The organism is Aurantibacillus circumpalustris, from assembly GCF_029625215.1.
Taxonomy (GTDB): domain Bacteria; phylum Bacteroidota; class Bacteroidia; order B-17B0; family Aurantibacillaceae; genus Aurantibacillus; species Aurantibacillus circumpalustris.
In genome coordinates, this window is sequence record NZ_CP121197.1 from 2,737,899 (window position 1) to 2,752,412 (window position 14,514).

General features: G+C 36.3%; 9 protein-coding genes. 6 read left to right on the top strand and 3 right to left on the bottom strand.

Annotation, left to right across the window (positions count from 1 at the left end):
• Nucleotides 1-50: 50 nt before the first annotated feature.
• From P2086_RS11355 to P2086_RS11365, 3 genes are all read left to right on the top strand, one after another.
• Complete coding sequence (locus P2086_RS11355) at nt 51-2,459, top strand: alpha-ketoacid dehydrogenase subunit alpha/beta (RefSeq protein ID WP_317896862.1); 2,409 nt, start codon at nt 51-53, stop codon at nt 2,457-2,459.
• Nucleotides 2,460-2,516: 57 nt separating this feature from the next.
• Nucleotides 2,517-3,110: a hypothetical protein gene (locus P2086_RS11360; protein WP_317896863.1), complete on the top strand. Its 594-nt coding sequence runs from the start codon at nt 2,517-2,519 to the stop codon at nt 3,108-3,110.
• Nucleotides 3,111-3,248: 138 nt separating this feature from the next.
• Nucleotides 3,249-4,937 carry a potassium channel family protein gene (locus tag P2086_RS11365; RefSeq protein ID WP_317896864.1) on the top strand — a complete coding sequence of 563 codons (1,689 nt, stop codon included), beginning with the start codon at nt 3,249-3,251 and terminating at the stop codon, nt 4,935-4,937.
• 71 nt (nt 4,938-5,008) lie between these two features.
• On the opposite strand, the gene P2086_RS11370 is transcribed toward P2086_RS11365, so the two are convergent.
• On the bottom strand, nt 5,009-6,358 hold the full coding sequence (locus tag P2086_RS11370) for a dihydrolipoamide acetyltransferase family protein (protein WP_317896865.1): 1,350 nt from the start codon (nt 6,356-6,358) through the stop codon (nt 5,009-5,011).
• Nucleotides 6,359-6,596: 238 nt separating this feature from the next.
• Between P2086_RS11370 and P2086_RS11375 the strand changes: the two genes are divergently transcribed.
• Nucleotides 6,597-10,649: an FG-GAP-like repeat-containing protein gene (locus tag P2086_RS11375; RefSeq protein WP_317896866.1), complete on the top strand. Its 4,053-nt coding sequence runs from the start codon at nt 6,597-6,599 to the stop codon at nt 10,647-10,649.
• Here the strand turns inward: P2086_RS11375 and P2086_RS11380 are convergent.
• On the bottom strand, nt 10,646-11,845 hold the full coding sequence (locus tag P2086_RS11380) for an exo-beta-N-acetylmuramidase NamZ family protein (RefSeq protein WP_317896867.1): 1,200 nt from the start codon (nt 11,843-11,845) through the stop codon (nt 10,646-10,648). The genes P2086_RS11375 and P2086_RS11380 overlap by 4 nt on opposite strands.
• Nucleotides 11,846-11,857: 12 nt before the next feature.
• On the opposite strand from P2086_RS11380, the gene P2086_RS11385 reads away from it, so the two are divergent.
• On the top strand, nt 11,858-13,126 hold the full coding sequence (locus P2086_RS11385) for an ABC transporter permease (protein WP_317896868.1): 1,269 nt from the start codon (nt 11,858-11,860) through the stop codon (nt 13,124-13,126).
• Nucleotides 13,127-13,215: 89 nt separating this feature from the next.
• On the top strand, nt 13,216-13,605 hold the full coding sequence (locus P2086_RS11390; protein ID WP_317896869.1) for a DUF7793 family protein: 390 nt from the start codon (nt 13,216-13,218) through the stop codon (nt 13,603-13,605).
• Here the strand turns inward: P2086_RS11390 and era are convergent.
• Complete coding sequence (gene era / locus P2086_RS11395) at nt 13,602-14,486, bottom strand: GTPase Era (RefSeq protein ID WP_317896870.1); 885 nt, start codon at nt 14,484-14,486, stop codon at nt 13,602-13,604. The two genes, P2086_RS11390 and era, sit on opposite strands and share 4 nt — an antisense overlap.
• Nucleotides 14,487-14,514 lie beyond the last annotated feature (28 nt).

The window sequence follows — 14,514 nt, forward strand, 5'->3', positions numbered from 1 at the left end:
TTTCCCTCATTCCGCTCAATCTGTTATATTTGTAATACTAAGGATTTATTATGGGAAAACAAGAGAGCTCAGCCAAAACAAGTAATTTAAGCTTTGAAGAATTTAAAACGATAGTACTCAACGATTTTAAGTTGGTAAATGAAAGTCGTCAGGCTAGTTTATTGGGCAGAAAAGAAGTACTTACAGGCAAAGCAAAATTTGGAATTTTTGGTGATGGCAAGGAAGTTGCGCAAGTAGCTATGAGTAAGGTGTTTAAGAACGGTGATTTTAGAAGTGGGTATTACAGAGATCAAACTTTTATGTTTTCAATAGGTGCACTTACCATACAACAATGGTTTGCTGGTTTATATGGACATACAGACCTTTCCCAAGAACCTATGAGTGCAGGCCGTCAAATGGGTGGACATTTTGGAACTCAAAGTTTAAATGATGACGGAACATTTAAAGCACTTGTAAATCAAAAAAATTCAAGTAGTGATATTTCACCAACCGGTGGTCAAATGCCTCGATTGTTAGGTTTGGCCTATGCTTCGCATTTTTATAGAATAAACAAAGACTTACAAGTAGCACCTTACACCAATTTTAGTAATAAAGGAAACGAAGTGGCTTTTGGCACAATTGGCGACGCGTCAACTAGCGAAGGACTTTTTTGGGAGACCATTAACGCCGCCGGAGTACTTCAGGTTCCAATGTTAATGAGCGTTTGGGATGATGGACATGGAATTTCCGTTCCTAAAAAATACCAAACAACAAAAGAAAGTATTAGTGAAATTTTAAAAGGATTTCAAAGAGATGGTAAGGGCAAAGGGTACGAAATATTAAAAACCAAAGGCTGGGACTATGCGAATCTCTGCGAAACCTACGAAAAGGCAATTAAAATTTGCCGCGAAGAACATGTGCCAGTATTGGTTCATGTAGAAGAGGTGACACAACCACAAGGTCATAGCACCAGCGGTTCACACGAGCGCTATAAATCAAAAGAACGCTTAGAATGGGAAACAGAGTACGACTGCGTAAAACAAATGCGTGAGTGGATTCTAACCAACGCACTTGCAAATGAAGAAGAACTCCAAAAAATAGAAGAAGAAGCGAAGGAAACGGTTAAAGTAGCTAAAAACGCTGCTTGGAAAAATTATTTAGATCCAATTAAGGAAGAAATAAACGAGGTAGCTGCCTTATTTGAAGAAATAGGAAGCGAAAGTGTTTTAGCCCTTAAAAAGGAATTGCAAGCAATAAAAGAACCGAATAGGAGAGACCTCCACACAACAATAAAAAGCGTTTTGAGATTGACGCACACAATTCCTTCTACTGCCAGAACTCAATTAGTATCTTGGTTGAATACGGCAAGATTACAAAATAACTACCGTTTTAGCTCACATTTGTATTCCCAATCTAATCAAAACGTAAAAAACATTTCTACTAGTTCGATTATTTATGATACTGAAAAATTTATTGACGGACGTGAAGTCTTGCGTGAAAATTTTGATGCAATTTTGAATAAGTACCCTGAAGTAATGATTTTTGGTGAAGACTCTGGGAAAATCGGAGGCGTTAACCAAGGTTTAGAAGGGCTTCAACAAAAGTATGGCGAGCACCGAGTTTTTGATACGGGTATCCGTGAAGCTACTATCATGGGGCAAGCTATCGGGCTTTCAATGCGTGGTTTAAGACCTATTGCGGAAATTCAGTATTTAGATTATTTGCTGTATGCGTTACAGTTAATGAGCGACGATCTTGCCACTGTACAATGGCGCACCAAAGGAAGACAAAAAGCACCTGTAATTATTCGAACAAGAGGCCATCGCTTAGAAGGCGTTTGGCATAGTGGTTCGCCAATGGGAGTTATTATTCATGCGTGTCGTGGAATAAACGTGTGTGTACCTAGAAATATGACAATTGCTTCTGCCTTTTACAATACTTTATTAGAAGCGGATGAACCGGCATTGGTAATTGAACCATTAAACGGATACCGTTTAAAAGAAAAACAACCTTCAAATTTCGGAGAATATAAATTAGCATTAGGAATTCCGGAAGTGTTAAATCATGGAACAGACGTTACCTTAGTAACGTATGGTAGTTCTGTTCGCATTGCTCAAGATGCAATGAAGCATCTCGAAAATCATGGCGTTTCTGTTGAATTAATCGATCTACAAACTTTAATTCCTTTTGATATTCATAAATCGCTTGTTGAATCTGTTAAAAAAACGAACCGTCTTGTTGTATTAGATGAGGACGTTCCTGGAGGCGCAAGCGCTTATATTTTGCAACAGATTATGGAAGATCAAGGAGCTTACAAATTTTTAGATTCAGCCCCTGTTACTATTGCATCTAAAGAGCATAGACCTGCCTATGGTAGTGATGGAGATTACTTTAGTAAGCCAAATGCAGATGATGTTTTTGATATTATTTACCAATTAATGCACGAAACTAATCCTCAGCAATTTCCTCGGATTTATTAAAAAAAACAGTATTTTCGTAACCGTAAGTAAAACTTAGATTTTTTTAGTCAAAAAAATATGATAGAGAATAAAAAATTAGGTATCGTTATGCTCCTTTTCGCATCTAGTTTTTCTTTTGCTCAAACCGCATCAGATAAACCATCAGAACCAGCGAAACAAGAAGATGAGTTTGCTAAAAAAAAGGTGGAAACAAAATTAACGGAGGTTGTTCCTACTGATTCTTTAGGCGTTGGTGATTTAATGAAACGCGCAATCGCTTGGACGAAATCAGAAACGGATAAATACAAGAAGACAGATGCTACAACAACAGGGAGTAAAGTTGAATGTACTGCAAGTTTTCCTGTTAAACCGAAAGAACTAAATCCCGAAGTGGATTTTAGTGGCAAGATTACTATGAAAGTAGTAATCGAATGTAAAAACAGCAAATACAGATACACCGTTTCCGAAATAAAGCACATAAGTAAAACTGGTAATACCAGTGGTGGTAGTATCGATAACGTTGTGGCAGAATGCGGAAGTATGGGCATGAATGATCAAGTTTGGAAAAAATTAAAAGGACAAGCTCTGGTTGGTGCTGGACTTGTTGTTGCAGATATTAAAATAGGAATGGGACTTATTCCTGAAGAAAATAAGGGTGAAGACGACTGGTAGTATTATTTTTATACGATTGTTTTATTTATTTGGCAACTTCGGTTGCCAATTTTTTTTATAAGTCCTTAGTATAAACCCTTGTTTTGTTAAGCGCATTGTATTATTTTCAACCACCTCTTAAATTTATCATATCTGTTTATGCTTGAAAGTCCATTACATGAGGATCATTCGTTGCGCTTTGAAACAAACGTTTTTGGAGAATCTTATCTGGATGGTGAAAAAGCGGTAACGGTTATTTTTTATGACACTACTCATAAAAAAGTAGCTTCATTTGATTTTCAGGTAATCACAAAAGAAGAGGTGTACGATCTTATAGAAAAAGGTGATTCCCTTAATATAAGCAATAGTTATATTAAGGATTTTTCTTTAAGTGAATACCGAAAATTAAGACAGCTTGATAAACATACGAGAATCACTTTAAAAGACTTTTCAGCCCGTGGTACATTTTTTGATTGTAATCATGAAATAGATTTTAGTTATGCTGATTTTGAAGGAGAGAAAACAATTTTTGAGTCTTCTGTTTTTGCAAATGGTTTTGTAAATTTTTTCAATAGCGATTTTGGACATGGGGATGTGAATTTTCGAAAAGCAAAATTTGGAAGTGGAAGCACGAGTTTTCGTTCCGTTAAATTTGGTGATGGTCACATTACGTTTAATACAGCAAATTTTGGTGCAGGTAATTTAAGTTTTGTTGACGCTAATTTTAGTAATGGTAATGTAGATTACAAGAACACTTATTTTGGTGATGGAACTGTTGATTTTAAATTCGCTAAATTTTCGAGTGGTGACATAACTTTTGAACGCGCCAGTTTTGGTAAGGGAGTAAAAAGTTTTAAGAATGTAGAATTTGGCGGTGGAAAAATTGATTTTAAACGGATTGATTTTAATAATGGTGACGTTTCTTTTGAAGGAGTAGAATTTGGAGATGGTAAAGTAAGTTTTAGAGGCGCTGTTTTTGGAGAAGGACGAAAAACCTTTGATAGAGCTGATTTCGCCCATGGTGAAGCCCAATTTGACCTTGTGAATTTCGGAAAAGGAACTATTAGTTTTAATCAAGCCTACGCAACAAATATTTCTTTTAGAGGATGTCACCTCGATGCATATATTGATTTGCGGTTTGGAGAATGCCATCTATTAGATATGCGGAGTACGATTGTACGTGATATTTTAGAGGTAAAACCAGAAGGTGAAAAAGTTGTCATAAAAGAAATGATTCTTGCGGATATGAGAATTCTTGGCCGTTTATTTATTGATTGGAGAGGAAATGACGTGTATGATTTAATTTATAATCAGAAAAACACCTCCATGTTTCAAAAAGCTGAGCAGTTTAGGATTTTAAAAGAAAACTTTAGAAATAACGGTCAGTACGAAGACGAAGATGCTGCATACCTTGAATTTAGGCGCTGTGAGGCAAAAGCAAATTTGCAAGACGCACTTTCGAAAAGAGGAATAAAAGCTGTGAATGCTTATCCTATTTATTATTTTCAAAAGTATGTATTTGATTATGTTGGTCGTTATGCCACAGCACCTACACGTGTTCTTTTAAATGCAATGCTTGCCGTGGTTTTGTACGCACTTATTTTTTATTCTTTTACTGAGTTTTTTCCGCAAATAGGAACCATCGCATCTACTTTGCCTTCCGAATTGAGTCGGGTGCACGATTTTTGGAACAGTATTTATTATAGTGCAATTACTTTTTCTACTGTTGGCTACGGCGACTATTTTGCCGAAGGGTATTTGAAAATTTTCGCTGCCTGCGAAGGATTTACAGGAATATTTTTAATGAGTTATTTTACAGTAGCTTTTGTAAGAAAAATATTACGTTAGTTTATGTTTACCTTTCTATATAAAAAAATGAACATAAAAAAACCGATTCATTCGAATCGGTTTTCAATTTTTTAAGCTGGTCTGTTTATATCCCATTGCTCTAAATAATCAGCAACACGACGTAAAAACGTGCCTCCCAATGAACCATCTACCACACGGTGATCGTAGCTGAGAGATAAGAACATGAACTGTCTGATGGCAATTACATCACCTTGAGGCGTTTCCAATACTGCTGGTTTCTTTTTAATGCTTCCTACAGCAAGAATAGCGACTTGAGGTTGCAGAATAATAGGTGTCCCCATTAAATTACCAAAACTACCAACATTTGTCAGCGTAAAGGTGCCGCCTTGAATTTCATCTGGTTGTAATTTGTTACCACGCGCACGGTTAGCTAAATCGTTTACCGCTTTCGTAATACCAAGAAGATTTTTCTCATCAGCATTTTTAATTACTGGAACAATTAAATTTCCGCTAGGTAAGGCCGCAGCCATACCAATGTTAATGTTTTTACGTTTAATAATTTTAGTTCCTGTTTGATCAACTGAAACATTGATTAATGGAAAATCTTTTATCGCTCTTGCAACTGCCTCAATAAAGAGTGGAGTAAAAGTTAATTTTTCTCCGTCACGTTTTTCGAATTCTTTTTTCGCTTTGTCTCTCCACATTACCAAATTAGTCACATCTGCTTCTACATAAGACGTAACGTGTGGCGATACATGTTTACTCATCACCATGTTATCAGCGATCATTTTACGCATGCGATCCATTTCAACAATTTCATCACCTGCACCAACTGAAACAGCAGGACGGTTAACTATGATAGCATGTTCGCCAACCGACATTGTTCCACCTGAAGCGGTTTTCGTTTCAGTTTTTGGAGCCGCGGCAGGAGTCGCACTGCTTGCGCCTTGTTTGTTGCGGTTTGGTATGTAAGCTAATATATCTGCTTTGGTAACACGGCCTTCTTGTCCGCTACCTTTAATGGAATCTAATTCAGCTAATGAAATACCTTCTTCTTTGGCAATGCTTTTTACAAGCGGAGAATAAAATTTATCGGAGTTGCTAAAATCAACATTTGCGGCAGGAGCTGCTGTAGAAAGGTTTGCAGCGGCTGGAGCCGATTCTGCCTTTTTAGCCTCAGAAGTTGAGGTTTTTGGAGCATCACTAACGCTTGCATTTGCATCGCTGCTAATCACACCAATTACCGCACCTACTTGAACAACATCCCCTTCGTTAAATAAGCGTTTTATTAAAGTACCTTCAAACGGGGACGGGATTTCACTGTCTACTTTATCAGTAGCAATTTCTAAAACTGTTTCATCAATTTTAATTGTATCGCCTTCGTTTTTAGTCCATTTAATAATTGTAGCTTCTGCTACACTTTCGCCCATTTTAGGCATGATTAAATCAAAATTCGCCATTGTTGCTATTTCTTTAAAGAGCTACAAAAATAGGGTTCTAAAGAAGAATAGCCAATTTTTTATTTGAAGATTTTTTTTATCTTATTCGAGCTTGGTTTTCAGAAGCAAATTTGTTTAAAAAAACGCTCTTCTTAAGTACCCAAATAAATGAGTAAAGCGCTCATTTGAATGAGCGGGAGAAATGTAATGAAGGTAGATTTATTCATACATTGTACCAACCCCATAAAGAATAATGCCAATGAAAAATTTCACTCTTCTTGTCTTTTTGATACTTCATCTTATATCTAAATCGCAAGTTCCGCCGGTATGTTTTAATAGTTTGGCGGTTGCCAATATCTCTACAGTCGGAATATTTCCAAGAGATGTTTGTGCAGCAGATGTTAATGGAGACGGTAAGTTGGATCTTATTACTGCGAATGAGAGTAGCAGTAATATATCTGTATTATTCGGTTCAGGTTCAGGCACGTTTGCACCTCCTGTGAATTACCCAGTTGTTTCTGGGCCAAGATCCCTTAGCGCAGCAGATTTTAATCTAGATGGTTATCCAGATTTGGTGGTGGCGAATATTACTTCAAATAATGTAGCAATTTTATTTGGTTCGCCTTCGGGTACGTTTGCTGCTGCTGTTAACTACAGTGCGGGGACCAACCCTAATTGTGTGAGAGTTGGCGATTTAAATTTGGACGGTAATCTTGATTTGGTTGTGGCTAATTTTAACTCTTCCAATGTTTCAATTTTATTAGGTTCAACAAGTGGTACATTTGCTGCAGCCGTAAATTATTCGGTTGGATCGCTTCCTGTTTCTGTTTGCATTGCTGATTTAAATAATGATGGGAATTCAGATATTGTTGCAGCTAATTCAGGGTCTAATACGGTTTCTTTATTGTTGGGTTCTGTGAGTGGAACTTTTGCGGCTGCTGTTAATTTTACTACAGGGGGGGGGCCTTATTGTGTGAAATCATTAGATTTTAATGGCGACGGAAATATGGATCTAAGTATTTCCAACTATAACGCTTATAATCTTTCTATTTTAATGGGTACAGGTACGGGCTCTTTTGCAACCCCGGTATATTATCCCACAGGTATCGGACCAACAACACATGCGCTGGGTGATTTTAACAATGATGGGAAAACAGATGTAGCAGTTGGTAATTACAGCGGTAATAGTATTTCTTTTTTTTCTGGAATGGGCGTGGGTTCGTTTAGTTTTTCTGGGACATATCAATTAACAGATCAGCCAATATCAATGATTGCTGCTGATTTTAACGCTGATGGAATTGCTGATATTGCTTCAGTTTCACTTCAGGGTGGAAAAGTAACAGTGATAATCAATACCGGTAACGCTACTCTGGGTGCGGCAATAATAAACGCAACGGGTAACTCGCCTTCTTCGGTTAGTGATGGGGATTTTAATTCAGATGGCTTTAAAGATTTGGTTGTTTCTAACTATGGTTCAAACAGTTTGTCAATTTTATCAGGGAATGGTGTTGGCGTTTTTTCTACCACAGCCACTTATTTTGCCAACGGAAATCCCGGACAAGCTGTGGTTGCTGATTTTAATGGAGATGGGCACAAAGATATTGCTGTAGCTAATTATGGTGGGGCAAGCGTTTCTGTATTACTGGGCACTGGAACCGGTAGTTTTGGCGCAACTACAAATTTTGCTGTGGGCCTTTTGCCTTACGGTATTGTTTCGGGTGACTTTAATTCGGATAGTAAAATAGATATTGCAGTTACGAATTTTAACTCAAATAGTATTTCTGTTTTGTTTGGACTTGGATCAGGTGGTTTTGGTGCCGCCGTAAATTATTCGGTTGGGACAAATCCCACAGGGCTTTTAGCGGCTGATTTTGATTTAGATGGTGATCTGGATTTAGCTATTACAAATAGTGGTTCTGGAAATGTATCAATTTTGAATGGATCTTCTTCTGGAGTTTTTACTGCTGGCGCAAATTACGCGTGCGGCTCTGGTCCATATGCAATTGCAACTGCCGATTTTAATGGTGATTTTATTGCGGATTTGGCAGTTGCGAATTATTCGTCAAGCAGTGTTTCTGTCCTACTTGGCTTGGGATCAGGGAGTTTTGGAACACAGGCAGCATATGTAGTTGGAGCTAATCCTGTTTCGGTGAGCGTTGGAGATTATAATATGGATGGCATTAAAGATATTGTTGTATCAAATTATTCTAGTGCAAATATATCTGTTTTGCTAGGAACAGGAAGTTCTAGTTTTACCTCGCAAATAAATTACTCAACAGGAACCAATCCACGTAAAGTTCTTTCATCCGATTTAAATTCGGATGGTAAACCAGATTTAGCGATAGTAAATTTGGGTTCAAACTCTTTACAAATACTATTAAACGCACATCCTACCCTTTCCCTCACTACTACTAATACAGTTTGTTTAGGTAACAGTTTAATACTAAAAGCTTCTGGCGCTGGAACATACTCATGGAGTACTGGCGCAACAAGCCACTCTATTTCTATTACACCAAGTACAAATAGCACGTATACCGTAACTGCTAAATCATTTGGAGGATGCGCTGCAACTGCGGTTAAATCAATTACGGTAAATGCTTTGCCTTTACCAACCTTGTCTGTTAACAGTGGTACAATTTGTGTAGGACAAAGTTTTACCATTAATCCTACAGGTGCAAGTACCTATACGTACTCTGGTGGTTCTGCTATTGTGAGTCCAACAATAGGTTCATCTTATTCTGTTAGCGGCACAAATACATTAACTGGCTGTATTTCATCTTCAGTGGTTTCCAATGTTACTGTTTTCGCGCGACCTATAGTCACGGCAAGTAGTGGAAGTATTTGTGCCGGTGAAAGTTTTACACTTGCAGTGAGTGGCGCAAGTTCATACTCTTATAGTGGAGGATCAGCAGTGGTAAGCCCAGTTACAAATACAGTATATAGCGTTATAGGAATCAGCATTGAGGGCTGTCAATCGTTGATGCCGGCGATTTCAACAGTAACAGTTGTGGCCTTGCCGATTGTTTCGGTGAATAGCGGTTCAATTTGTGCTGGACAAACATTTACTTTGCAACCTTCGGGAGGTGTTACCTATTTCTATTCTTCGGGCAGTTCAGTTATATCTCCTACAATCACTACTTCGTATTCGGTTACAGGTACAAATAGTTTAGGTTGCACATCATCGCCCGCAAGTATAAGCCAGGTTACAGTACATGATTTACCTGTAATTTCCGCAAATGATGGAACCGTTTGTGCGGGTAAAGCTTTTACACTTGCGCCTTCAGGTGCTTTGTCTTACACTTTTTCTAATGGAAATTCAGTTGTATACCCTTTGTTTACTACTTCTTACTCCATAACAGGAACTAGTGTAGCTGGGTGTATTTCTGCATTTCCAGCAATTAGTAATGTTGCTGTAAATCCTTTACCAGTAATTGTTATATCAGGAAATAATTCAGTGTGTGACGGATCACCAATAAGTCTTATTGGCAGCGGAACAGCAACCAATTACACCTGGAGTGTTATTAATGTTACGGGTAACCTGATTACCGTTTATCCGTCAAGTTCAACAACCTATACTTTGCAAGGTACTAACAGTTATGGTTGCACTTCCTCAGTAACTAAATTAATTACAGTGTTGCCTTTACCTATAATAACATTAAATAGTGGCACAATTTGTCAAGGCGCCACTTTCACACTTAATCCTATTGGTGGAATAACTTATACATACTCTAGTGGCTCGCCACTTGTTTCACCACTTGTAACAAATGTTTATACCGTTACTGGTACTGACGCGAACGCCTGCGTTGGTAAAACCACCAGCACGGTTACGGTATTGCAAGCACCGGCGATAAATGTTGTAGCCGATAAATCGGAGATATGTTTAGGAGAAACTATTTTTTTGCACGGTTTAGGAGCCACGTTTTATGTGTGGAGTAATGGACAGTATTCTGCTTCTATTAATGTTAGCCCAACAGTAACATCTACCTATACAGTAGAAGGTGTAGATAACAATAGTTGTACAAACGATGCAAGTATTACAGTCTTTGTAAACGAATGTGTAGGTGTTGCGAATGGTTTAGCTAATGTTAAGAGATTATTTGTATTTCCAAATCCAAGTTCTGGAGAGTTTTTTGTTGAAAGTTCTGATCAAATTCAATTACTAATAACTAATGCATTAGGTCAAATTATCTTAAGAATGGAAGTAAGTCAAGGGATAAATAAAATTGATTTAGCTGATTATTCAAGCGGTGTTTATTTTATTCTACATAAAAAAGGTTCTCTAACTGAAACAATAAAATTGATTAAGAATTAACCAAAATCAGGATATAACAAATACCGTTTTCTAATTTCTTTAAAAACTTCTGTATCCTTTTGCCAGCTTTCGCGAATGTCTTTTTCAGAAACATTATTTTTTAATTGTTCCTGCAATAACGAGTTTCCTGAATGGTAATTAAAGTTCATTTCAAAAAAATCAAGGTTGTTTAATTTTTTGTACGATTGTGCCAACCACTGCAAATTAATTTTTTTTGGATGTGCTTTTAAATAAATGTCTTTTCGCAAATCCAAGCCATAACAGCGTTGGTTAAAATAGCGTGGTTCTTTTGATAGTGATGAAGGTAGTGGAGTAAAGTAAAAAGAAGTGTCTGGATATTTTGGATGTCCAATTACCTGGAAAGGAATATCAGTGCCTCTTCCAAGACTCATCACCGTACCTTCAAATAAGCCTAAACTTGGGTATAAAAGAACAGACTCCGCATTAGGAATATTTGGTGATGGATTTACCGGAAGTTTATAAGAAGCTTTTCTATCGTATTTTTTCAGAGGAATTATGGTTAGTTTGCAACTCACTTTGTTTTTTAACCAGCCTTCATCATTGGCCATTTGCGCATATTCACCGCAGGTCATGCCATAAACAATCGGAACGCGATGCATTCCTAAAAAACTTTTAAACTCGTCGTTTAAAACAGGACCGTCAATGTAAAATCCATTTGGATTTGGGCGATCCAGTATAATAAATTCTTTGTTGTTTTCTGCGCAAGCTTCCATTGCATAACACATAGTTGAAATATAAGTATAGAAACGGGCGCCGATATCTTGTATGTCATAAATTAAAACATCAATATCTTTTAGTTGTTCCTTGGTTGGTTTTTTGTTAGATCCATATAATGAAACAATGGGTAAACCAGTTTTAATGTCCTTATTACTTTTTACATGCGCTCCAGCATCTGCATCACTTCTAAAGCCATGTTCAGGACCAAAAATCTTTTTTACTTTCACTTTTAATTTAAGAAGTGTGTCAACAATACTTGTTTTACCTACAAGTCCAGTTATATTAGTTACTATGCCTACACGTTTGTTGGTTAACAAAGGAAGATAAAGATCGAATTGTTGTGCCCCAATAACAACAGTGGTGTATTCTTTAATGGCGACATTACTCTGAGCGCAGGCAAATTGTGATAAAAGAATTAAAAAGGTGCTAAAGCGGATCAATTTATTATTTTTGTGCATTAAGTATATTTTTTGAGCGTAGAAAAATTTATAGCCAACAGAATTTCCAATTCTAAACAAAACAAAGATAGTATCTCTAAACCTATTGTAAAAATAGGAATTATTGGCATTACACTTGGCGTTTCTGTTATGCTTTTAACCGTAAGTATTGTTTTGGGCTTTAAAAAAGAAATTGTGAGTAAAATAACTGGTCTTACAACACATATTGTTGTTAGCAGTATAAATCGCAATGCTAGTAACGAAGCTGAGCCTATTGTTATGAGTGAGGATACACTCGAAATTCTTAAAAAAATACCATTTGTTAAACATATACAAAAAACGGCGTTTAAAAACGGACTTTTAAAAACAGATACAGAAAACGAAGGAATTTTATTAAAAGGTGTAGATAACAATTACGATTTTGACTATTTAAAAAAACATATAACGGAAGGCAGATTGCCGAATTTTGGAACTGAAGAAATAAGTAAGGAAATATTTATTAGTGAGGTTTTAGCAAAAAGAATGGATTTAAAACTACATGGCAAAGTGCTTATTTATTTTATTTCGCAGCGTGAAGCTTATGATAGTGTATTGCATGAAATTATAACTAAGTCTGAACAACGTTCTCGGAAATTTACAATCTGTGGAATTTTTAAAACAAATTTTGCCGATTTTGATGCCAAGTTAAGTCTCGTGGATCTAAGGCAGATTCAGCGCATAAGTAATTGGGATTCGACAATGGTTGGCAATTACGAAATAGCAGTGAAAGATTTTAACAAAGTAGAAGAAGATCAAGAACAGATTGAAGAAGTTTTAGGTTACGATTACGATATAAATAATGTAAAACAAATCTACTCCAATATTTTTATGTGGCTCGATAAATTAGATATAAACGGAGTAATTGTGATTGTGTTGATGATATTGGTTGCAACCATTAATATGATTACGGCCTTACTGATTTTAATTTTGGAACGCACAAACATGGTAGGACTTGTAAAGGCGCTAGGAATGAACAATGTGAATGTGCGAAAAATATTTTTGTTTATCAGTTTTAAGTTAATTGGACGGGGAATGATGTGGGGCAATATTTTTGGAATTGGATTGTGTTTGTTGCAGTACTATTTTAAAATAGCAAAACTCGATAGCGAAACCTATTACGTAGATTACGTTGCTATTTATATAAACTGGTATTATTTTGTACTTCTTAATGTTGGAACGTTTTTAACTTGCGCTATTATGTTGTTTCTTCCAACACTCATTTTAACAAAGTTGACACCAATAAAAACATTGAAATTTGATTGAGTTTAGCCTTGTTTTATAGATTAGAGCATCTTTATTTAATTCTAAAAACTTTTTGCTTAATCTTCAGATTATTTTTACAATTTTAAACGATGATTAAAATACAGCTTGATATTGCTTATTTAGAATATGAAAACAACATTGTTTACGTACGCGCAAAAGATGATTTGGTTTTGGAAAAAAGAGACTTGCAACTGTTAATGGAAACAGCTATTGAAATGGCAGCCGGAGAGAAGTATTATGCGTTGATAGATACTAGTGGAACAGGTGAATCAACCCCAGAAGCAAGAGATTATTATTCAGATAGTGAGTTTTCAAAATATAGATATGCCGACGCTTATATTGTTAATTCCTTAGCAACAAGACTTATTGTTAATTTCTTTATAAAATTCAATAAACCTAAGGTAAAGTCTAGAATGTTTGGTACAGTGGAAGAGGCAACAAAATGGTTAGAGGGCTTGAAGAAACTCCAATTGGTCTAATACCCGAAGTTCTTTAGTCTGGTATCATTGCTTCTCCAGTCCTTATCTACTTTTACGAACACTTCAAGAAACACCTTTTTCTTAAAAAACAATTCCATTTCCTTTCTCGCAGCTGTACCAACACGTTTAAGAGCTGATCCTTTATCTCCAATAATAATCCCTTTTTGACTATCACGTTCTACAAGAATGTCTACTTGAATTTTTATAATGGTTTCTTCTTCTTTAAACGAGTTTACGATTACCTCTACACTATAGGGAATTTCTTTTTTGTAATTGAGAAGAATTTTTTCGCGCACAATTTCACTTACAAAAAAACGTTCCGATTTATCGGTAAATTCTTCTTTGCTGTAATACGCATTGCCTTCAGGGAGAATTTCGATAATGCGATTCATGATCTTATCTATATTAAACTTCTCAAGTGCTGATATAGCCATAATTTCAGCCATTGGTAAGCGTTCCCTCCATTTAAGTAAAGATTCTTCTAACTGTTGTTGACTCGCGATATCAATTTTATTAATCAATAATAGAATAGGGGTTTGCGTTTTTTGAAGTCGGGCCAAATACGATCCTTCTAATTGTATATCTTCAAACACATCAGTTATATATAAGAAAAGGTCTGCATCGGTTAAAGCGGAGATAACAAACTGCATCATTTTCTCCTGCAGTTTGTACAATGGCTTAATAATTCCTGGCGTATCGCTAAAAACAATTTGATAATCTTCTCCGCTTACGATGCCCATAATACGATGGCGTGTGGTTTGCGCTTTTGAGGTGATAATACTCAGACGTTCTCCCACAAGTTCATTCATAAGAGTTGATTTACCAACGTTAGGGCAACCAATAATATTAACGAAGCCTGATTTGTGTTTTTTAGTGTCCATATTTTTTATTGAAGAATGGTGGATGTAT

What these genes read in the sequence shown, in the direction of transcription:
- P2086_RS11355 (WP_317896862.1), top strand. Translation starts at nt 51, where the DNA reads ATGGGAAAACAAGAGAGCTCAGCCAAAACAAGTAATTTAAGCTTTGAA.
- P2086_RS11360 (WP_317896863.1), top strand. Translation starts at nt 2,517, where the DNA reads ATGATAGAGAATAAAAAATTAGGTATCGTTATGCTCCTTTTCGCATCT.
- P2086_RS11365 (WP_317896864.1), top strand. Translation starts at nt 3,249, where the DNA reads ATGCTTGAAAGTCCATTACATGAGGATCATTCGTTGCGCTTTGAAACA.
- P2086_RS11370 (WP_317896865.1), bottom strand. Translation starts at nt 6,358, where the DNA reads ATGGCGAATTTTGATTTAATCATGCCTAAAATGGGCGAAAGTGTAGCA.
- P2086_RS11375 (WP_317896866.1), top strand. Translation starts at nt 6,597, where the DNA reads ATGAAAAATTTCACTCTTCTTGTCTTTTTGATACTTCATCTTATATCT.
- P2086_RS11380 (WP_317896867.1), bottom strand. Translation starts at nt 11,845, where the DNA reads ATGCACAAAAATAATAAATTGATCCGCTTTAGCACCTTTTTAATTCTT.
- P2086_RS11390 (WP_317896869.1), top strand. Translation starts at nt 13,216, where the DNA reads ATGATTAAAATACAGCTTGATATTGCTTATTTAGAATATGAAAACAAC.
- era (WP_317896870.1), bottom strand. Translation starts at nt 14,486, where the DNA reads ATGGACACTAAAAAACACAAATCAGGCTTCGTTAATATTATTGGTTGC.